The sequence below is a fragment of the Ensifer sp. LC11 genome (assembly GCF_001695835.1).
GTDB lineage: Bacteria > Pseudomonadota > Alphaproteobacteria > Rhizobiales > Rhizobiaceae > Ensifer.
In genome coordinates this window covers 37897-59054 of record NZ_MBSO01000045.1, presented here as the reverse complement: position 1 = coordinate 59054, position 21158 = coordinate 37897, and the positions used below count along the sequence as shown (strand labels likewise).

At 61.0% G+C, this 21158-nt stretch carries 18 protein-coding genes; 7 read left to right on the top strand and 11 right to left on the bottom strand.

What is annotated here, in order from left to right; translation table 11 throughout:
- Window positions 1–277: 277 nt before the first annotated feature.
- The 3 genes from BBX50_RS24280 to BBX50_RS24270 all read right to left on the bottom strand — a co-directional run bounded on the left by BBX50_RS24280 (window position 278) and on the right by BBX50_RS24270 (window position 2337).
- Window positions 278–481 (bottom strand): DUF3126 family protein, encoded by a 204-nt coding sequence (locus BBX50_RS24280; protein WP_034796738.1) that lies wholly within the window; start codon window positions 479–481, stop codon window positions 278–280.
- Between the two features lie 99 nt (window positions 482–580).
- On the bottom strand, window positions 581–1408 hold the full coding sequence (gene cysE, locus BBX50_RS24275) for a serine O-acetyltransferase (RefSeq protein ID WP_065777869.1): 828 nt from the start codon (window positions 1406–1408) through the stop codon (window positions 581–583).
- Window positions 1409–1551: 143 nt separating this feature from the next.
- Window positions 1552–2337 (bottom strand): alpha/beta hydrolase, encoded by a 786-nt coding sequence (locus BBX50_RS24270; RefSeq protein ID WP_065778021.1) that lies wholly within the window; start codon window positions 2335–2337, stop codon window positions 1552–1554.
- Between the two features lie 175 nt (window positions 2338–2512).
- On the opposite strand from BBX50_RS24270, the gene BBX50_RS24265 reads away from it, so the two are divergent.
- Entirely contained in the window at window positions 2513–2758 is a 246-nt protein-coding gene (locus BBX50_RS24265; protein WP_043622135.1) for a zinc-finger domain-containing protein, read from the top strand.
- A gap of 9 nt (window positions 2759–2767) precedes the next feature.
- Window positions 2768–3934: an FAD-dependent monooxygenase gene (locus BBX50_RS24260; protein ID WP_065777868.1), complete on the top strand. Its 1167-nt coding sequence runs from the start codon at window positions 2768–2770 to the stop codon at window positions 3932–3934.
- 79 nt (window positions 3935–4013) lie between these two features.
- Here the strand turns inward: BBX50_RS24260 and BBX50_RS24255 are convergent, their stop codons facing one another.
- Entirely contained in the window at window positions 4014–5204 is a 1191-nt protein-coding gene (locus BBX50_RS24255; protein WP_065777867.1) for a cystathionine beta-lyase, read from the bottom strand.
- Window positions 5205–5544: 340 nt separating this feature from the next.
- On the opposite strand from BBX50_RS24255, the gene BBX50_RS24250 reads away from it, so the two are divergent.
- The 4 genes from BBX50_RS24250 to BBX50_RS24235 all read left to right on the top strand — a co-directional run bounded on the left by BBX50_RS24250 (window position 5545) and on the right by BBX50_RS24235 (window position 9811).
- A complete protein-coding gene (locus BBX50_RS24250; protein WP_065777866.1) occupies window positions 5545–6570 on the top strand; it encodes an amino acid ABC transporter substrate-binding protein in 1026 nt (341 codons plus the stop codon).
- Window positions 6571–6661: 91 nt separating this feature from the next.
- Window positions 6662–7855, top strand: coding sequence for an amino acid ABC transporter permease (locus tag BBX50_RS24245; protein ID WP_065777865.1), 1194 nt, complete (start codon window positions 6662–6664; stop codon window positions 7853–7855).
- A gap of 4 nt (window positions 7856–7859) precedes the next feature.
- Window positions 7860–9017, top strand: a complete 1158-nt coding sequence (locus tag BBX50_RS24240; protein ID WP_065777864.1) for an amino acid ABC transporter permease — start codon at window positions 7860–7862, stop codon at window positions 9015–9017.
- 17 nt (window positions 9018–9034) lie between these two features.
- On the top strand, window positions 9035–9811 hold the full coding sequence (locus BBX50_RS24235) for an amino acid ABC transporter ATP-binding protein (protein WP_064816988.1): 777 nt from the start codon (window positions 9035–9037) through the stop codon (window positions 9809–9811).
- A gap of 69 nt (window positions 9812–9880) precedes the next feature.
- On the opposite strand, the gene BBX50_RS24230 is transcribed toward BBX50_RS24235, so the two are convergent.
- From BBX50_RS24230 to BBX50_RS24210, 5 genes are read right to left on the bottom strand one after another with little or no spacing between them, the layout of a single operon-like run.
- Entirely contained in the window at window positions 9881–11410 is a 1530-nt protein-coding gene (locus BBX50_RS24230) for a caspase family protein (protein WP_065777863.1), read from the bottom strand.
- Complete coding sequence (locus BBX50_RS24225; protein WP_065777862.1) at window positions 11407–12954, bottom strand: caspase family protein; 1548 nt, start codon at window positions 12952–12954, stop codon at window positions 11407–11409. Before BBX50_RS24225 ends, BBX50_RS24230 begins: the two co-directional genes overlap by 4 nt.
- Window positions 12955–12956: 2 nt before the next feature.
- A complete protein-coding gene (locus BBX50_RS24220; protein ID WP_065777861.1) occupies window positions 12957–13856 on the bottom strand; it encodes an OmpA family protein in 900 nt (299 codons plus the stop codon).
- 6 nt (window positions 13857–13862) lie between these two features.
- Window positions 13863–17090: a c-type cytochrome gene (locus BBX50_RS24215; protein WP_139108430.1), complete on the bottom strand. Its 3228-nt coding sequence runs from the start codon at window positions 17088–17090 to the stop codon at window positions 13863–13865.
- Between the two features lie 47 nt (window positions 17091–17137).
- Window positions 17138–18391, bottom strand: a complete 1254-nt coding sequence (locus BBX50_RS24210; RefSeq protein ID WP_244513214.1) for a ferric reductase-like transmembrane domain-containing protein — start codon at window positions 18389–18391, stop codon at window positions 17138–17140.
- Window positions 18392–18761: 370 nt separating this feature from the next.
- Here BBX50_RS24210 and BBX50_RS24205 point away from each other — a divergent pair, with 370 nt between their 5' ends.
- A complete protein-coding gene (locus BBX50_RS24205) occupies window positions 18762–19379 on the top strand; it encodes a GntR family transcriptional regulator (protein WP_065777858.1) in 618 nt (205 codons plus the stop codon).
- A 264-nt stretch (window positions 19380–19643) separates the two neighbouring features.
- Here the strand turns inward: BBX50_RS24205 and BBX50_RS24200 are convergent, their stop codons facing one another.
- The gene (locus BBX50_RS24200; RefSeq protein WP_065777857.1) at window positions 19644–20456 is read right to left on the bottom strand and encodes a ferredoxin--NADP reductase; all 813 of its coding nucleotides are present in this window, start codon (window positions 20454–20456) and stop codon (window positions 19644–19646) included.
- 199 nt (window positions 20457–20655) lie between these two features.
- Window positions 20656–21156 carry a DUF934 domain-containing protein gene (locus tag BBX50_RS24195; protein WP_065777856.1) on the bottom strand — a complete coding sequence of 167 codons (501 nt, stop codon included), beginning with the start codon at window positions 21154–21156 and terminating at the stop codon, window positions 20656–20658.
- Window positions 21157–21158: the final 2 nt, after the last annotated feature.

Below are 21158 nucleotides of genomic sequence, written 5' to 3'. Positions count from 1 at the left end.
CGGGTGTCTCCTTAGTGACGGCCTGATCTGGAGGCTTCAGTTTATGTGCGCTGCACAAAAAGTCAATACGAGTGTGCGCCGCAATAAAACACAACAGATGCAACAACTTGATGAAAAAATGCGCCACTGCGAAAAAATTCTTCCGGCGCAATGAAGAACCAAGATGAGCGGCGCGAGCAATTGCTCAGCGCGATGCATAAATCCTCACCAAAATAATAAACCCCGAAAATCTCAGGGGATTTTCGGGGTTTATTGTTTCCGGACGCTCTCGTCAGACTTAGAGGTCGATGTCGAGGATTGCCATGGAGAAGTTGTAGGAAAGCTCGCCATCTTCCTCATCGCGGAAGACGACACCGAGGAACTCGTCACCGAGATAGACTTCAGCGGACTCGTCCTTCTTCGGGCGAGCCTTAACGACCATCTGCTGATTGAAGGTGCGCTTGAAATAGGCTTCAAGCTTGCGGATTTCTTCGGGCTTCAAAACACGTCTCCGTAGCCGTTTAACTGTGCGGCGCTTCTCGCACGCTGCATCGCCGGGTGTAAACCCCTCGAAAGCGGCTACGCACCGGTTCCCTTCCGTTCAGATATCGAAGCTGCTCAGGATCTGGTCCATCTGACGCGACGGCTCGGAGCAACCGGCCTCGCCCACCACCTTCGCCGGCACACCGGCGACCGTCGTTTTCGGCGGCACCGGTTTCAACACCACCGATCCGGCAGCAATGCGCGAGCAGTGGCCGATATGGATGTTGCCGAGGATCTTGGCGCCAGCCCCGATCAGGACACCGTCGGCGATCTTCGGGTGGCGGTCGCTGCCTTCCTTGCCGGTGCCGCCGAGCGTCACGCCGTGCAGGATCGAAACATTGTCGCCGATCACTGCCGTCTCGCCGACGACAAGGCCCGTGGCATGATCAAGGAAGATGCCGCGGCCGATGCGGGCCGCCGGATTGATGTCCGTCTGGAAGACGCTCGATGCACGGCTCTGCAGATAAAACGCAAAATCCTTGCGGCCGCGCTTCAACAGCCAATGCGCCAATCGATGGGTCTGAATGGCATGGAAACCCTTGAAATAGAGCACCGGCTCGATGAAGCGGGTGCAGGCGGGATCGCGATCGTAGACCGCCTGAATATCGACGCGCAGAATGGTGCCCCATTCCGGCCAATCCTCCAGCATTTCCGAAAAGGTCTGGCGCAGGAGGTTCGCCTGAAGATCGGGATGATCCAGCCTCTCGCAGATGCGATAGATCACGCTTTCTTCGAGGGAGTGCTGGTTGACCACTGTCGAATAAAGGAAGGCTGCAAGCATCGGGTCCTGCTCGGCCGCCACGCGGGCTTCCTCGCGCAGGCTATTCCAGATCGGGTCCATCACCTTTAGTGCATCAGCTTGGCGAAGTTCGGTCTTGGCGACCATCGTCGCTCTCCTTCCTGTCCGTCCTTAAAGATCACTATAGGGGAAATCCCGCGTGACTTAAATGGCCCGACCATGGTTCCATCCTCGGTCGCGGAACGTCGTCACGCGCAATCACGTGCGGCATTTTTTACGACGACGCGAGGTTAGGCGTGGTCGACCTCTGCCAGAAATTCGAGCACGGCCTTCTTGAAAACCCGATCACCGACGGCAAGCATATGGTCGCGGCCCGGAATATCAAGCGCACGCGCATCGGGCATCAGCGCTGCCAATTCCCCAGGCGATCCGGCAATGTCGTCCTTCGTCCCTACGCCGATCAAGGTCGGCACATCGATACGCGCCATATCCTCGGGCGTCAGCAGATCGCGCGACGTCGAAATGCAGGCAGCAAGGGCCTGCCGGTCGCTTTTGGTCTGATCGGCAAAGGCGCGGAACATCCGGCCGCGCGCATGGGTCACGACGTCGAGCGAAGGCGCCACCAGGGCGTCCGCGATCGGGTCCCAATCCCCTACTCCGCTCACCATGCCGATGCCGAGACCGCCGAAGACCAGCGAACGCACGCGATCAGGATGGGCAAGCGCGAGGAAGGCCGAGATGCGCGCGCCCATCGAATAGCCCATGACATGCGCTTCGGCGATACCGAGATGCCCCAGAAGTGCGACGGCGTCACCCGCCATCTGCTGCGGATGGTACAAGGCGGGATCGTAGGGTTTGCTGCTCTTGCCATGGCCGCGATTGTCGAATGCGATCACCCGATAGCCCGCATCGCCCAGCGTTTTCAGCCAGCCGGGAAACACCCAGTTGACGTTGGCGCTGGAGGCAAAGCCGTGGATGAGCAGGATGGGCGCGCCGGACGGGTCGCCCTCGTCGAAAAAGGCGATCTCCAGACCTTCGTGGCTGAAGTGGGAATACGGCGGCGGAGTGAGGTCCATCTTGATCATCCTCGGGCGTCTCGAACGGGCGCAACCTAGTTCGTCGCCATGGCAAGCGAAACCCCGCCGAGGCAAAAACCACAGCTGCGGCGTGTTTGCCGCTACACTTTTGCAGCAAAGCTCACTATGGTGCCGGCAAATTTGAACTTAAGACTTGCATTCATCGGAGCACGACATGGCCGGCCACAGCATCCCGCATTTCCAGAACGACGGCGGACATCAGGCAATCGAAATCGGCGTCAAGGAATTCATGTGCACCGGCGCGTCCGTTCCCTACGATCACCCGCACATTTTCATCGACATGGGCGACGACAGCGAGAAGGTCTGCTCCTACTGCTCCACGCTCTATCGCTATAATCCGAAGCTGAAGGCAACGGAAACCAACCCGCCCGGCTGTCTCTTCGCCCACAAGGCTGCCTGACAAGCCACGATGTCGCGCCCGGTCGCAATCATCGGCGCCGGCATTGGGGGGCTCACCGCTGCCTTGTGCCTCGCCCGGCGGGGTTTCGAAGTCGATATCATCGAGCGGGCAACGGCGCTGACTGAAGTCGGCGCCGGCCTGCAATTGTCGCCAAACGCATCCCGCATTCTCATCGAACTCGGCTTGCTTGCAGAACTCGAGAGCTACTGGAGCGAACCCGAGCGCATTGGGCTCGTCGATGGCCAGACGCTGCGCCCTCTCGCCAGCGTGTCAGCCGGCGCCTTTGCGCGTCGCCGGTGGCAGGCGCCCTATGCCGTCATGCACCGCGCAAGCCTTCAGAAAGTCCTGCTTGCAGCGGTCGAATCGGAAGCTCGCTGCCGGCTCCATCTCGGATGCCCGATCGACGCTCCTGACGAGCAGGTGATCACGGCTGTGACGGAGCGCATCCCGGACATCATCATTGGCGCCGATGGTATCTGGTCGCGCCTGCGAAACAGCGTACCCGGCGCCGGCCGCGTGCGCTTTTCCGGCAATGTCGCCTGGCGCATGACGATTGCGCGCGATACCGCAGCAGGCCTTCTCGAGCCCGACCAGGTTACGGCCTTCCTCGGCCCCCGCGCCCATCTCGTCGCCTATCCTTTGCGTGAAGTCGAAGGCTACAATCTGGTGGCGATCATTGAGGGCAAGGAGACCGACGCGGTCTGGGTCGGCAAGGATTCGGACGAGCGCCGTCACGACTGCCTGAATGCCTTCTCCGGCTGGAACGCCGACATCCGCTCGCTTCTCGACACGGCGACCGCGCCCACCTATTGGCCGCTTTGCACCGTCGCCGACGGTGCCTGGCAGGATGGGAGAAAGATCGTCCTGATCGGCGACGCGGCCCATGCGATGACGCCTTTTGCCGCGCAGGGTGCGGCCATGGCCATCGAAGATGCGTTCGAACTGGCCGATTGCCTGTCAACGAGCATCGATGTCGCGATGGCCTTGAAAAAGTTCGAGACTGCACGCCGGCCGCGCATCGCCCGTGTCCGGCGACGGGCAGCGTTCAATCATTTCGCCTATCACGCTCGCGGCCCTCTTCGCATCGGCCGCGACATCGCTCTGAAGCTCAAGGGACCGGAAGCGCTCGCCGCCGATCTCGATTGGCTCTACGGCTACGGCGCTGCCAACCGCTGATCCATAGCCCCACGCCGCGCTCGCTCTGCGACGCGATAGGGGGCAAGGGCGCCACGGATGGCCGCGGCGCCCCAATTCGTCAGACGGCGTTCGCCGCCGCCAATCCCGCTTCGATGTCACGGCGGATGTCCGGCACATCCTCAAGGCCAATCTGCAGACGGATGACCGGACCTTCCGTCGGGGCCAGCGCCACCTTGCGGTCTGCGAGCCCGACGTGGAGCGCGAGGCTCTCAAAGCCGCCCCAGGAATAGCCGAGCCCGAACAGCTTCAGCGCGTCGAGGAAAGCATGCGCCTTGGCCTTGAAGCGGTCAGGGCTTTCCGCCTTCAAGACGAAGGAGAAGATGCCGCTTGCACCGGTGAAGTCGCGCTTCCAGAGTTCGTGACCAGGGAAGCTCGGCAGCGCCGGATGGAGAACACGGGCGACCTCGTCGCGCGTTTCGAGCCATTTCGCAAGCGTCAGCGCGCTTTCCTGGTGGCGTTCGAGGCGGATGCCCATGGTCCGGAGGCCGCGCAGGATCTGGTAGCTGTCGTCCGGCGAAACGCAGACGCCGAGCGTCACCATCGCCTCGGTCAGGGCCGGCCAGTGGGTAGCGTTCGCCGATACCGTACCCAAGAGAACGTCCGAATGACCGGACGGATACTTGGTGGACGCATGGATAGACACATCGACGCCGTGATCGAGCGGCTTGAAATAGACAGGCGTCGCCCAGGTGTTGTCCATGGTTACGATACAGCCGTGACGATGCGCGACATCGGCGATTGCGCGGATGTCCTGCATTTCGAACGTGTTCGACCCCGGCGCTTCGGTGTGGACCAGACGTGTGTTCGCTCGGATCAGGCTTTCGATGCCGGCACCGATCATCGGATCGTAGTACTCGACGGTGACGCCAAGGCGCTTCAGCATCGTGTCGCAGAAGTGGCGTGTCGGGAAATAGACCGAATCGACGATCAGCGCGTGGTCGCCTGCAGACAGATAGGCGAGGAAAGGCACCGTGACGGCTGCAAGCCCCGAGGGCACGAGAATCGTCCCTGCCGAGCCTTCGAGCTCGTTGATCGCATCGCAAAGCGCGTCTGTCGTCGGCGTTCCGCGCGTGCCATAGGTGTATTTCTGCGCGCGCGTCTCCATCGTCCTGGCGTTCGGGAACAGCACGGTGGACGCATGCACCACCGGTGGATTGACGAAGCCGAAGTAGTCGGAGGGATTGTTGCCGCTATGGGCCAGCCGGGTGTTGATTCCCGCCTTACCGTTCACATTGCCACTGTCTGCCATTGCAAGGTCCGCTTTCAAATTTCGAAAGCGAAACTCTTCGAACGAGCCACAACCGCGGTCAAGTGGCAAAAATCACGAAGCGCCGTTTTGGCCGCCGCCGACAGGCATTTGGCGATTTTTCGCCCATCGCCTGCCCGCCTCTGCCGAAAACTGCCTAACTTTCTGGCTTGTTTCGAGTTTTTCACATGCAAAACCAGAAAATTGGCGGCCTCTCTTGACCCCCATGGAAATTGAGCATGAGATAGCCGGCACTCGCGCCAGGAGGGTGGCGGAGGCTGCACGCGCCAGGAGACGCGCCGATGCAGACGGGAACTAACGACAACAGAAAAAGGTTCTAAAAATGGCAAAAAGAATTCTGACAGCTCTCGTTGGCGCTGCTGTCATGGGGATTGGCACACAGGCGGCTTCTGGCGCTACTCTTGATGACGTGAAAGCCAAGGGCTTCGTCCAGTGCGGCGTCAACACTGGTCTTGCCGGCTTCGCCGCACCGGATGCCTCGGGCAACTGGAGTGGCTTCGACGTCGACTACTGCAAGGCAATCGCCGCCGCGATCTTCGCGGATGGCAGCAAGGTTAAGTACACGCCCACCTCCGCCAAGGAACGCTTCCCGGCGCTGCAGTCGGGCGAAGTCGACGTCCTTGCTCGTAACACCACCTGGACGATCAACCGTGACACCGCGCTCGGCTTCAATTTCCGCCCGGTCAACTACTATGACGGCCAGGGCTTCATGGTTCGCAAGAGCCTGAACGTCAAATCGGCCCTCGAGCTTTCGGGCGCGGCCGTCTGCGTGCAGACCGGCACGACCACCGAACTCAACCTTGCCGACTACTTCAAGTCGAACAACCTGCAATACAACCCGGTTGTCTTCGAGAAGCTCGAAGAGGTCAACGCCGCCTATGACGCCGGCCGTTGCGACGTCTACACGACCGACCAGTCGGGCCTCTATTCCCTGCGCCTGACGCTGTCGAAGCCGGACGATCACATGATCCTGCCGGAAATCATCTCGAAGGAGCCGCTCGGTCCGGCCGTTCGCCAGGGTGACGACCAGTGGTTCGATATCGTCACCTGGGTGCACTATGCGCTGATCCAGGCCGAAGATTTCGGCATCACCCAGGCCAACGTCGAAGAAATGAAGAAGTCCGCCAACCCGGACGTTCAGCGCTTCCTCGGCGTCGAAGCTGACAGCAAGATCGGCACTGACCTCGGCCTCACCAACGAATGGGCCGTGAACATCATCAAGACCGTCGGCAACTACGGCGAAGTCTTTGACCGCAACATCGGCGCTGGCAGCCCGCTCAAGATCGAGCGCGGCCTCAACGCCCTGTGGAGCAAGGGCGGCATCCAGTACGCCCCGCCGGTCCGCTAAGCGTCTATCCAAGACTGGGGAAGCGGGTCACCGCTTCCCCATCCCAACGATAAAAACACCCAAAGGGTGACAAAGGGGAAAGAGGCATTGCATGGCGATTGGCGTCACAACTACGCCTGAAAAAAGCAAACCGTCCGGGTCGATCATCAACGACCCGCAGGTCCGCGGAATCTTTTATCAGGTCATCACCCTCGTCGTTCTCGCGGCGTTCGTTTATTGGGTGGCCGACAATACGATCGAGAACCTCAAACGGGCGAATATCGCTTCCGGTTACGACTTCCTGAATGGGCGCGCCGGTTTCGACGTCGGACAGTCGCTGATCGCTTATACCAGCGATTCGACCTATCAGAGCGCGCTCGTCGTCGGCCTGCTCAATACGCTGCTGGTTGCTGTGTGCGGCATTTTCACCGCCACCATCATCGGCTTTGCGGTCGGCATCGGCCGCCTGTCGCACAACTGGCTGATCGCCAAGCTGTCGCTCGCCTATGTTGAGATCTTCCGCAACATCCCGCCGCTGCTCGTCATCTTCTTTTGGTACAGCGGCGTCCTGGCGATCCTGCCGCAACCGCGCGAATCTGCGGCACTGCCGCTCAACATGTTCCTCAACAACCGCGGCCTTGCCTTTCCCAAGCCAATCTTTGGCGACGGTTCGCTGTATACGGTTCTTGCCTTTGTCCTCGCGATCGTCGCCAGCTTCCTGGTGGCGCGCTATGCGCGCAAGAAGCAGGAGGCCACCGGACAGCGCTTCCCGGTTCTTTGGACGTCCCTCGGCCTGATCATCGGTCTGCCGTTGCTGACCTTCCTCGCCACCGGCTCGCCGATCACCTTCGACGTCCCCATTGCCGGCAAGTTCAACCTCACCGGCGGGTCGGTCATTGGGCCGGAATTCCTGTCGCTGTTCCTGGCGCTCTCGTTCTATACTGCAGCCTTTATCGCCGAGATCGTGCGCGCCGGTATTCGCGGCGTATCCAAGGGGCAGACGGAAGCTGCGCATGCGCTCGGCATCCGGCCCGGTCTGACGACTCGCCTCGTCGTCGTCCCGCAGGCGCTCCGGATCATCATTCCGCCGCTCACGAGCCAATATCTGAACCTGACCAAGAACTCGTCGCTCGCCGTCGCGATCGGTTATGCCGATCTTGTGGCCGTCGGCGGCACGATCCTCAACCAGACGGGTCAGTCGATCGAGATCGTGACGATCTGGATCGTCGTCTACCTGTCCCTCAGCCTGGCGACGTCGCTGTTCATGAACTGGTTCAACGCCCGCATGGCCCTGGTGGAGAGATAAGACGATGAGCACACACCAGGCAACTTTTGTCCGCGCCTCGATGATCGAGGCTTCAGCTCCCCCGGTCGCGGAAGGCGGCATCGTCCATTGGCTGCGCGAGAACCTTTTCGCCACGCCGAAGGATACCGTACTCACAATCATCGGCGCGCTCGCGCTCGCGTGGTTGCTGCCGCCGGCAATCCAGTGGCTGTTCCTCGATGCCGCCTGGACCGGCGGAGGCCGTGGCGTCTGCGCCACGGTTGCACAGGGCGGCTCGCAGCCGGAAGGCTGGAGCGGCGCTTGCTGGGCCTTCGTCAACGCGAAGCTCGACCAGTTCGTCTACGGCCGCTACCCGCTCGATGAACGCTGGAGGCCGACGCTGGTCGGCATCCTCTTCATTCTTTTCCTCGTGCCTATGGCGATACCGAAGGTCCCCTACAAGGGCATCAACGCCATCCTGCTTTTCGCCGTTCTGCCGCTCATCTCCTTGATCCTGCTTCCGGGCGGTTGGTTTGGACTGACATTCGTCGAGACGCCACTCTGGGGCGGCCTGATGGTGACGCTCATTCTCTCGTTCGTCGGCATCGCCGTGTCGCTGCCCCTCGGCATTCTTCTGGCACTCGGCAGGCGATCGCACATGCCGGTGATCAAGATGCTCTGCACCGCCTTCATCGAGCTGGTGCGCGGCATTCCGCTGATCACCGTCCTGTTCATGGCGAGCGTCATGCTGCCCCTGTTCCTGCCGCAGGGCGTCACCTTCGACAAGTTCCTGCGCGCACTGATCGGCGTTTCGCTCTTTGCCTCGGCCTACATGGCCGAAGTGGTGCGCGGCGGTCTGCAGGCCATTCCAAAGGGACAGTATGAAGGAGCCGATTCCCTCGGCCTCAGCTTCTGGCAGAAGATGAACCTCATCGTGCTGCCACAGGCGCTGAAGCTCGTCATCCCGGGCATCGTCAACACCTTCATCGGCCTCTTCAAGGACACGTCGCTGGTTTCGATCATCGGCATGTTCGACCTGCTCGGCATCGTTCGCTTCAACTTTACCGACGCCAACTGGGCCTCCTCGGTCACGCCGATCTCGGGCCTAATTTTCGCTGGCTTCATATTCTGGCTTTTCTGCTTTGGTATGTCGCGCTATTCAGGTTTCATGGAACGCGTGCTCGACACGGCCCATAAACGATAAAATGAGGGGAGGATCGCATGGCAAACGCAGCCACTGCTTCCAAAATGACTGTTTCCGCAACGGACGTCGCAGTCGAAATTACTGGAATGAACAAGTGGTACGGGGACTTCCACGTCCTTCGTGACATCAACCTGAAGGTTATGAAAGGCGAGCGCATCGTCATCGCCGGCCCGTCGGGCTCCGGCAAGTCGACGATGATCCGCTGCATCAATCGCCTCGAAGAGCACCAGAAGGGCAAGATCGTCGTCGACGGCATCGAGCTCACCAACGATCTCAAGAAGATCGATGAGGTGCGCCGCGAGGTCGGGATGGTGTTCCAGCACTTCAACCTCTTCCCGCACCTGACGATCCTCGAAAACTGCACGCTTGCGCCGATCTGGGTTCGTAAGATGCCGAAGAAGCAGGCCGAAGAAATCGCGATGCACTTCCTGAAGCGCGTCAAGATCCCGGAACAGGCAAACAAGTATCCGGGCCAGCTCTCGGGCGGCCAGCAGCAGCGCGTGGCGATTGCCCGCTCGCTGTGCATGAAGCCGAAGATCCTGCTGTTCGATGAGCCGACCTCGGCACTCGACCCGGAAATGGTCAAGGAAGTGCTCGACACCATGGTGTCGCTCGCTGAAGAAGGCATGACCATGCTGTGCGTGACCCATGAAATGGGCTTCGCCCGCCAGGTCGCCAACCGCGTGATCTTCATGGACCAAGGCCAGATCGTCGAGCAGAATTCGCCGGCCGAGTTCTTCGACAATCCGCAGCACGAGCGCACCAAGCTTTTCCTCAGCCAGATCCTCCACTGATCGGCCGACTTCACAAAGAACCCGCCTCACGAGGCGGGTTTTTTGTTGTCACGCAGCCGGCATATCGGCCTATTCGACGCGATAGCGCAGCGTGCCGACGGACCAGCGAATGCCGCGACGGTCAAGATCGTCCGTCCAGGTCTTCTGCAGGCGGGCGACAATGTCGCTTAAGGCTTCCCGTGCATTCAATTCGATCTTCAGGCCCCGGGCCTTCGGCGCGACCTCGCTCAGATCGACCGCGTCGCTGACGACAAGCGCAACGAAGACGCTTTCGCCGTCGCCCGACGCTTCGAAATCGAAGCCATAATAATCGTCCGGCAGTGTCAGCGGCACCCCCGGAGCAAGCGGCGTGATCTTCTGCGCCAAATCGTTCGGGAAGATCTGCATTGCCTTGCCCAGGTTGTTGACGTCGAAGAGCAGCAGAGTACCACCCGTCCGACTGGTGATCGTCAGCTTGAAGACGTCGCCAGCCTTCATCTTCGTTGGCCCATCGATGGAGAGCCTGACGTCGCCCGTCTCGGTTTTTCCGATGATGTCGCTCGCCGCGTTGACTGCGTCGGCATCCTGATAGGCCGGGTGGGCCACATTCTGGTTGCCCACCTTCTGGTACGTCCCCTGCCAGTTGCCGCTAGCATCGCGTTTTTCCGGCAGCACCGCGCTATCGCCGAGCGCTTGCGGCTGGGTCTCCAGCTGCGGATCGAGATTGCCGCACTTGTCCTGCAAAGCACAATAAGCGGCCGATTGCGCCTTCACGTATTCAAGCAATTCGGCATTGCTCGTCAATCCGTTGCCGTTGGCATCCGCGACATTGCCCGCCTGGCCGGCGACGAAAGCAGCCGTAAACACACCGTGCCTTTCGGCGACGGGAAGCCGAGCGTCTTCCCAGGCCACCTGGTAGGGTGCCGCCGCGCTCCATGCGGTGACGCCCGCTTCAACCAGCTTCGGCTTGTCCACGAGAGCGAGATCGATCCTCAGCCCGCGGGTCGACGCCTGGTCAACGGGCCCGGCATTCGGGCGCGGCAGGAAGCGGGCGCCCTCGACGCCTGTGCGAGCATCATCGGACAGCGACCGCGAGATTGTGCCGGAATGGCAGGCGTCGGTCACCATCGTGACGGCCCGTCCCTCCAGACGCTCCAAAACCTGGTCGACTTCATCATCCAGGATCGCTCCCTCCCAATCCGTCGCACCTTCCGCGATATCGAATGGCGCCAGTGCTTCGTCCAAGCCGTCTTCCTCATCGCCGTCGTCATCCTTGACCTGGAGGCCGTGGCCGGAAAAATAGAGGTAGACCCGGTCGCCGGGCCCGGTCGCATCGACAAGCCATGTGTTCAATGATGAGAGTATTTCTGCCCGCGTCGCCTGTTCATCCTCAAGGACGCGGATGGACGACGCGTCGAAGCCGAGCTTGTCGGTCAGCAACGTCTGCATCGCCGAAAGATCATTCTTCGGACCGTTCAGCACAAACTTTGGCGGCAAGCTCTGGTAGCTGCCGACGCCAACGAGCAGAGCCCGATCACCAGCCGACGCCGGCGCGCCAAGCAGTGCCGTGCAAGCCAGTGCAAAAAACGCAGAACACCACGATTTGCGGCGAATGCTCATTGGCCCCGATCCCTCGTGTAGAGCGGCTGGATCGCTACTGTGCTGTCGCTGCCCTCCAAGCGCGCTTCGAGCAAGCGCAAAAGCGCTGCCGGATCGACGCCCCCACTGGAGAAGGCAGCCGCGATGGCATCTACGGGCGCATTTGTCGAAATCACCACCAAATGATCGGCGCCGAAGGGTTTTACCACCTCCAAGTCCCGAAGCTTGAAGGCATGGCTGGCCGTCCCGGAAATCTGCACGTCGAGAAGCTGCGCTTCGCCGGTATTTGCGAGGTTGAACACCAGCATGTTGGCGTAGTCGCCCTGCGAAGCCTCGAAATTCAGGCGATCTCCGGCCGAATAGATATCCCTGACAGGTGTGAGCGATGCGGTACCGGGGCTCTGTGCCGCCATGGCCTTCAGGAAATCAACCAGGATGAACTTGTCGACGACCCCTTGCACCATGTCCGGCGCGATGTGCTCGCCGGCGACATCTCCGTTCGGCGTATGAAAGACGCCTGATGCCGCATCCCATCGATAGGGCACGCCATCGCCACCGACGCTGGCAAGGGTTGGCATCGTACCGGAAACGCTCAGCGCCAACTTACCTGTCCACCCCATTTCACGCGGCGACTTCAGCTTCGGTCCCGCGCCGCCGGTCGCGCCCGCGCCGCCAATACTGGCACTGCGCGGCAGGGACAACACGATCTCCTTGTCGGACCGCGGCAACTGCGGGGTGAAGTTCGGCACCTGCAGGGCTTCCGATTGAAGTTTGACGTTGGAGAAGACGTAGTCCTCGAGTTCGACGCGCGAAATCCGCCCATCGCCGTCACGATCGGCAGCCCCCTCGAGTGCGCGGGCAAAGCTCCAGCTCAAGGCGCCACGCGGCTCGCCGCCGATAACCACTTCCGGCGTCGGCTGGCTCTCGAGCGATGCGGCGAGGATGGTCACTTGAGACAGGTCAACGTCCCTTACCTTGGCGCCAGCAACCGCCTCTTCCGACGGCGGCGGCACCTTCGCACGGACCATCGGCGCAAGCCGCGTCTTACCAGAGATGGATCGGTTCATGCCGCCGGAGTAACAACTGTCGGAGACAAACAGCACCTGCACGCCCTTGGCCTCCGCTTCGGCAAACCAGGCGCTGAGTTCGTTGTCGACGATGATTTCCTTGGCCGTTTGCTCCGCACGGGCGCGGTCGAAGCCCGGCAGTTCCAGGAATTCGTCCAGCCCGTCTTCCTCGTCGCCCGCGACCAATTCCGGCATCTGTGCACCATGCCCGGCATAGGTGAACACGATCGTATCGCCGCGCGTGGCCGCAGCGACCAGCTCGGCCCAGGCGGATCGGATGGCGTCCTTCGTTGCCTGCTCATTGATGAACTGCCGCATCGTGCCGATATCAGCAGCCTTTAGCGCTTGCGTGACATCGAGTGCATCCCGGACCGCGCCGTCGAGGCTCACTTCATGGGGATATTTATCGATCCCGACGACGAGGGCCGCGGTGGCAGCGATCGCGAGAGGCGCGGAAAAGACGAACAAAGCCGTGGAAAGAAGGATCCTGCGCAGCACCGCTAATTCCCCACATCCACTTCGACCCGCCGATCAAGCTGGTGCAGCATCGTCTCGTCATAGGCGCTCGGATCATCCGGCTTGAACGGCTCCTCTTCGCCCCTGCCGACAACAGTCCAGGTGCCCGGGTAACCGGCGCCGACGAGGTAGCGCGCAAGCGCGTCGGCACGCGCTATCGAGAGCGCCATATTGGCCTCGGCGGTACCGACCGGATCCGTGTGGCCGATCAAGGTTATGGTGGGCGGCTTTGCAGATTTCAGGCACTCGAAAAGGTCGTTTGCCGACTGCAGCCCCTCGGGCGTGAATTCCGCAGTGCCGAAGACATAGCGAACCGGCGTCGCCTTCTTCCGGATCGAGACGCCGCGATAGGAGAATTTGCAGGCACCGCGCATCGCGAGTTTGACGGGCGCAGCCGCAGCAAGCCGCATCTCCGATGCCAGCCGGTCCAGCCGCAGGATGTAGTCCTTGTCCGGCGCCATCCAGTCGGGCGTCAACGCTTCGTTGGCGGCATCTTCCAACGCCTGCTGATAGTAGGCCGCGGCTGCTTCGTAGTCCTTGCGCTCCCGGCTGATGTCGCCAAGGGCATCGAGGATTTGCCAGGGACCGCCGGCATCCCTGCTTGCCGCCGTCAAGTCGGGCTCGAAGCTTTCGAGCTTCGCGCCCTGCCCCACGGCCGCCGCGACACGATTGAACGTTGCCAGCGCCACAACGCGTCGCGTCAGCGCGATTTCGCTTGCCGAGCAACCCGTGATCCGTTCTGGGCTAACGGCTGCACGGGCGCCGGCTTCGTCGCCGCGGTTCAGCGCCTCCGACGCCTGACGAAGGCCATCGCAAGCAAAAGCTGGTGTCGAGAGTGCCGCCATGACAGCCGCGGCGAGAAGAAATGTTCGTACCTGAACCATTGCCCGTCAGTTCCTGATCTCGAACGTCACCATCTGAACGCTGCTGGCGCCGGCGTCGGCCTGCGCCTGTTTGGCGAGGTTGACCGCCAATCCCCGGGTCGGAGGCAATTTCGACTTCGCCACATAGTCACGCGCTTTCTCTACCGTCAGCTTCTGATCGCCAAGCCCGCCTGCGCGGCAGAAGGCCAGCATCGTCTCGGCCGGTGCCGGTGTGTCGAAGGTGAGCGTCCCCGTGCCCGGTTGCGGGATCAGGCGCCGCTCACCCGGCTGCAGCGTGGGATTGCCGATCATCACATCGGGAATTACCTCGACATTACCGTTCTCCTCGACATAGAGGATCTGCAGCTCGCAAGCCTGGTTGGCGCTGAGCTCGAAGGAAAGCTCGTCACCGACCTTCGCTGTTGTCGACTTCACATTCAGCGCAAGCTCAAGCCTGTTGCCGGAAGCAGCGTCCTCCTTGCGATACTCGGGCACGGCGGCCGCGATCGACTGTGGCTTCGCGTCCACGGGCTGCTCGGCACCGGCAACGACGATCGCTGCAGTATCCAGCGGGCGACGCTGGAGCAAGGGGTCCAGTAACAGGGCATATTGCTGCTCGACTTCGTTGCGCGGAATGGTTCCACCCGCTTCCAGTGTCGTCACCCAGTCGAGCCCCAGGCGCAGGACATCTGTGTTCGTTACCCGCTTGATCGCATCGGAAAGTTGCTTGGGCGTCATGTCGAACTCGGCTGCCAAGGCGTCAAAGTCGAGCTCGTCCTCGTACTTGTCCGCGAAATAGGTGATGATCTCGGCCTCCCCAGGCGCGTGCTTGCTCTGGAGACCGCCATCCGGCGTCGGCTCGGTGATGCCGAGCGCCTTCAGCGCCTCGACGAAACGCTGGCGGTCCTTGCGATAGGTTTCGTCCAGTTCCTCCTGCTTCACATACATGGCAAGCAGCACGTCCTGCTGGTCCTTGCTGAAGAGCGTCGATGTCTCGATCTGCTCTCGCAACTGATCGCGCTTCGACAGTATGCCGTCGGCATGGCAATCGACGCAGGAGCGCGCGTTGATGATCTCGACCCCCTTGCCGATCGGGCGCTTGCGGAACGACACGATGGTGGTCGGGCCGACGTCAAGCTGCTTGCCCGCGGCGTTCGAGAGGTAGTAGCCCTGCAGGCCGTTGGGGAGCGAGAAGATCATCTCGCCGCCGTCGTGTTCGAAAGGCACCAGTCCGGCGTCGAGCGGTGCCAGCTCCTTCGGCCCGTGCGGGAAGCGCTTTAGGACCTGTTTGCCGACATCGCCACCGAAATCATAGGACTTCCAGTAGTAGCCGCCGAACGGCATGTCGTGCCGTTCCAACATGCGGTTGTGGTCGGAAACGCCCGATGAGCCATCGGCGAAGCCTGCCCGCAGGACGTTGCGGCGGCGTATGTTGTCGGCCACATCGATCTTGAAACGCTTTTCGAGTTCGCTGATCTCCGTCGGCAGCTTCATCAGCCGATTATAGATTTCCGGCCGTGCGCCATTGCTCATGAACCAGTCGATCCGCATGATCGGCAATTGTGTCGCCGTTTCCTTGGACAGAGCCGAAAGCGATGCGTCGCTTTGCGGATCGACGCCATAGAAGTAGCGCTTGATGAGGAAGTCGTAGTCCGCGGCTTCCCATTGCAACTCGCGCAGATCGACGCGCACCAGCAGGCCGTTGGTGCCATCGACTTCCGTCGGCAGAACCAGTTTCGGACCGTAGGAGAGTGAGTTCAGCAACTTCTTGAAGCCACCGGCAAGCACATCCATGCGCTTCATGAAGGTCTGATCGTCTTCGCATCCCATCATGCCGTTGTATTGGTCGCGATAGGAGAAATAGCGCATGAACGGACGATCGAGCGCGTTGACTGTCGCAATGTCCTTGAGCGCGGCCTCGACGAACTGGACATAGGTCAATATCGGGCGCGAGCGGTCCGGCTTTGCCGCGGCCGTTTGCGGCAGGTTCTTCTCGCTCAGCGCATTGATCCAGTCCTCCAGAACCTTGATTTCCTCCGCAGACGGTCGCTTGCCGAGCGGCATGCGACCGCTGACGACTGTCGTGTAGAGGCGCGACTTCGCCGCATCGCCAGGCACCACAAAGTTGGCATCTGCGGCGATCGACGCAAGATCGCCGGCCGGATAGCTTCCCTGCGAGCTTTCCCCCGGTCCGTGGCAATTGCGGCAGTATTTGCCGATGAAGGCATCGGCCTGTTGCGCCAACGCCGCATTGTCCCCGCCGAGCGCTTCCGTCGCGGTGTTTTCCTTGCAGACGGCAGTGACCGATTGCGCCACTGGCGCCGGCGCTTTCACTTCCCGATCGGAAAGGAAGGCATAGATCGCACGGCGATCGTCCTCCGACAGAGCGCTCAGTCCCTTGGCGAGCCGTCGCATGACCGGATCGCTGATCGGCGCACCTGACAGTTTCTTGCCTTCATCGATCAGCCCCTTGGTGAAGACCTCCGGCGAAGCAAGCCCGGCCATCTTCGCCTTGCTGATGTCCGGGGCGACGGCACCCGTCAGATCCTTCTCGCCCTGGTATGCCCGTTCCAGATCGAGCCCGTAGGTGGTGGTGCGCGGAGTGTGGCAGTCGCCGCAGCCGCCGACATTCTCGACCAGATAGCGGCCACGCTCCATCTGCGTGTCTTCGCGCGGCTGGTAGGCGGGCACCGTGAAGTGGCTGCGCTTCCAGAGCGTAATCGTGGTCTGCCGGCTGAAGGGGAAGGCGATCTCGTGGTCCTTCGAGGCGGCATCCGATTGTGGCAACGTCTCGATATAGGCCTTGATGTCGAGCGCATCCTCCGGCTTCATCCCGCCATAGGAGGTGTAGGGCATAACCGGGTAGAGGTTGTTGCCCTCCCGGTCGAGGCCGACCAGCACGGCATTCAGGAACTGCGCATTGCTCCAGCCGCCGATGCCATTTGTGTGCGGCGAAATGTTCGGCGCATAGAAGGTGCCGATCGCCGTATTCATCTCCATGCCGCCGGAAAGCAGTTCCATGTTGTCGCCGGATCCATGGCAAGCGCCGCAACCTGCGGCGTTGAACATGTACTTGCCGTTGTCGACATTTGCCTTGTGGGTCGCAAACGCGTCATCGGCGAAAGCGTCGCGCGCCGAGGCTCCGGTGGGACAGATGCAGATGGCGAGCAACGCCATCAACGAGAATACCGGTGTCCTGCGACCAACGCGGCCCCACGACGAAGCACCCTCTCGTTTTGCCTGCAGACCGCGCATGAAAACCTCTCCCTAAAACAATAGAATTGCTACTGAAAATCTGCTGTTCATCGAAACTGAAACTGCTCGAATTCGACCCGTCGCGGCCCTTTGCCAATGTCTTTCAAGCCCTTCACGATCGCCTCTCTCAGCGCCGGCGGACCGCAGAACCAGAGATCGGCCTCTGCCGGATCGATCGCGCTTCCGGCTGCCAGCTTGGTCGCGTCCAGACGCCCGTCGGCGGAGGAATCATGCAGGACAAAGCTGAAGTTTCCGAGTCTTTCGGCCTGCTTCTGGAAGGTTTCGAGCCCAATGGCCTCGCGCCGATCGCGGACGCAATAGACCATATGAATCTCCTGACCTTCGTCGCCGGTCAGATGCGCGGCCATAGCCAGGAACGGCGTCACGCCGATGCCGCCGGCAAGCCAGATCTGCTTCTTGCCTCCGCGGCGATGATTGAAGCGCCCGTACCCTCCTTCGAGCTTCAGCCGGTCGCCGACAGCGACACCTTCCCGCAGTGCCTGCGTGTAATCGCCAAGTGGCTTGATCGCGAAGCGCACGATACCGTTGGCGTCTATGCCGGCGATCGTAAACGGGTGCGGCTCGCGCAGGCCCGATTTCAGCACGCGCAGGAAACCGAACTGTCCTGGCTTCGCGCGCAGAGGTCGCCCCAGCGGCCGGGCCGCAATCACTGTCGCACCGTCGTGTCTGGCCACATCGAATATTTCGTAGCCGCGCGTTCGCAGCCACGGCAAAAGCTGGGTGTAGGCGTAGCTCAAGATGCCGAGAGCCGCGAAGGCGTTGAGATAGGCGGCCAAAAGTGCCGTGCCATCATAGGGACGCTTGATGAACATCTGATGGAAGGCGACCAGAACGAAGAGCAGGCCGATAAGGCGGTGCGTGTAGCGCCAGAGATGGTAGGGGATCTCGATCTTCGTCCTTGGTACGATTTTGACGATGCTGAGCACGAGCAGGACGACGAAACTATAGAAGGCGTATTTCCCGGCGGAAGCAGCCAGCTGGTTCAAGCCGCTGGTCAGTGCCAGGCCCTTGAAGTCGGGCTTCAGGAAGTAATGGATGAGGATGAGAATCAACACGGAAATGCCGATCCTGCGGTGGAAGTGGTAGACGCGATCGAGACCGCCGAACAGGGTTTCGAGGAACGGTGGACGCGCGGCCATGAACTGCGCGATGCCCATGCCGACGAAGGCAGCGGACGAGGCCATCAGCGAAAATGTCGTCAGTGCATTGGTGTGACTGACCGCCGGCACGGCCAGCAGCGCCGCAATTGCCATCAGCGACCAGACCAGAAACGCGCCCATTCGCATCTTGCGCCCCTCAACGCCGATGTCAGACGGTTGTTACCTCCTGCACGTTGTTCAATCCCAGCCGATTGAGAAAACATGCAACTATTCCAAGTCTTGCACCGGCCCCTGTGCGCCTTGCGACGCACGGCCCTGCAAGGAAGACTGACAAGCGCCTCTGCGTTCGTCAACATCATTCCCGTTAGAAACGTCTCATGAGCTTTCTTTATTCATGCCTTTGAAATTCGTGATTTTTGAGCAACTGCTTATTAAACGTGATCAAGGCTGGTATCAGCTTCACAGGGATAGCGAAACACAGTAATCGCCTTGCTTGCCTCACAGTGAAAAATTGTGCAAGCTACTGATATATCAGAAGCGAAGGAACGGCATGTCATCGCAATCCCAGGCTCATCTCGCCTATCTCGCGCTCGAACGCCTGATCGTCACACTGAAGCTCGAGCCCGGTGCCTTGGTAACCGAGAGACAACTGATCGAGCTTGCGGGCCTCGGCCGAACGCCGGTTCGCGAGGCTATCCAGAAACTCGCCTGGCAGGGCCTCATGGACGTCCGCCCGCGCGTCGGCCTGCAAATCACGACGATCCGTCCCGACGACCAGGTTCACGTCATGCAGACACGGCAGAAACTGGAACCGCTTGCCGCCGCGCTGGTCGCGACGCATGCAAGCGCGGACGCGCGCAACGCCATGAAGACCTGCGCCGATGAGATGACTGCGTGCGCCAGCGCCGACGACATGGAAGGCTTTCTGGTTGCCGACAAGGTGTTCGACGAACTTATGGAGGAAGCTTGTCCAAACCGCTTCCTGACCGCAGCACTCGCACCGCTGCAGACCCATGCCCGCCGTATCTGGTTCGCTTCGGCCTCCATCGAGAAGATGAACGGATCAGTCGGTCGTCATGTCACCGTGATCGACGCGATCGAGAGGGCCGACGCTTCGGCCGCCTCATCGGCAATGGCGGATTTGATGAACTACCTTTCGGACGCCTGAAACCTCCTTGCGACGCGAAGAAATCGCAGCAACTATTTGCTTTTCCTGAGGCATTGCTGCCCTTCGTCGATCCTTACGTGGCGCCTCACATGGCCGGCATCATGCTGCCGGTCGGGGACACGATAGTCCCTGCAGACCTCACGCGGCACGCAGAAGGGGCAGGGCGGGCCTGCCGGAAACGCATGGCTCCGCAATATTCTGGCGCAAACGACGAAGGGCGCACCCAAGGCGCGCCCTTCAAAGGTTAAGACTGCCCAAAAAAGATCAGCCGACGAAGGCCCGCTCGATAACGAATTCGGCCGGCTTGTTGTTGGCGCCTTCGGTCAGGCCGGCGGCCTCGAGGATTTCCTTGGTGTCCTTCAGCATCGCCGTCGAGCCGCAGATCATGCCGCGGTCGATCGCCGGATCAAGTGGCGGCATGCCGAGATCGGAGAAGAACTTGCCGTTGACCATCAGGTCAGTGACACGGCCTTTGAAGGGATAGTCCTCGCGCGTCACCGTCGCATAGTGGCGCAGCTTGTCGCCGACAATCTCGTTCAGGAATTCGTGGTTGCGGATCTCATCCACAAGGTCGAAGCCGTATTTCAGCTCCGCGACGTCGCGGCACGTATGGGTGAGGATCACTTCCTCGAACTTCTCATAGGTCTCGGGATCGCGGATCAGGCTGGCGAAAGGCGCGATGCCCGTGCCGGTCGAGAACATATAGAGCCTGCGGCCGGGAACCAAAGCGTCGAGCACCAGCGTGCCTGTCGGCTTCTTGCGCATCAGCACCTTGTCGCCCGGCTTGATCGCCTGGAGATGCGAGGTCAGCGGGCCATCCGGCACCTTGATCGAGAAGAACTCGAGCTCCTCGTCCCAGGCAGGGCTGGCAATCGAATAGGCGCGATAGACCGGCTTGTCGCCGACCATCAGACCGATCATTGCGAATTCGCCTGAGCGGAAGCGGAATTCCGCCGGGCGGGTCATGCGGAAGCGGAAGAGCCGATCCGTATAGTGCTCAACACTCGTCACCGTCTCGACGTAAACGCCTGCCGGTACCTGGATCGCGAAATCTTCCGTTTTTGCCGGAGCATTCATCTGGCTAAAGTCCTGTAATGATGACCCTGTTTATCAACAATGATCGGATATTCCAAGCCACGCGCATTGGGAAGGAAATCCCTTCCAAATATAGTCGCTTTCGGGGATTTCAGCGTGCTTCACACTGTCGCGGCTGATCCGGCCCAATTCTTGCCCAACGTCAGACGCAAAACCGCTTCACGCTTCTCCTGGCTTTGCTTCACGAGACCCGCCGCCAGCTATAGGACTTGGCATCGGCGGAAGGCTTGGCGGTCGGCTGATAGTGGACGGCGATGCCCGGCAGGCGCCCTTCCGAAAGACGCTTGAGCGCCGTCGCATTGCTGACCGCGAAGCTTTCGACGCCACAGCGCAGCATCAGCGGGATCTGGTCAATCAGCACGTCGCCCACCGCCCTCACCTCGCCGGCAAAGCCAAGGCGCGCACGCAGCAGCGACGCGTGGCTGAAGGCGCGGCCGTCGTTGAAGGCCGGGAACGCCACCGCGACGAGGGCAAGACGGTCAAGATAAGGCGCAAGCTTGGTCACGTCATCCGCCGGAGCAATGACGACGCCCAGGCCGGTCTCGTCGCTCTCCTCGACCTTGGCGAGGAACGCGTTGAGGCCGACAATCGCCTTTTCGTTCGAACCGGCCTTCGTTTCCTCAGTCTCGATGACCCAGGGATCATCGCCCACGAAACCGGTTTCCTTCCAGATTTTCGTCATGT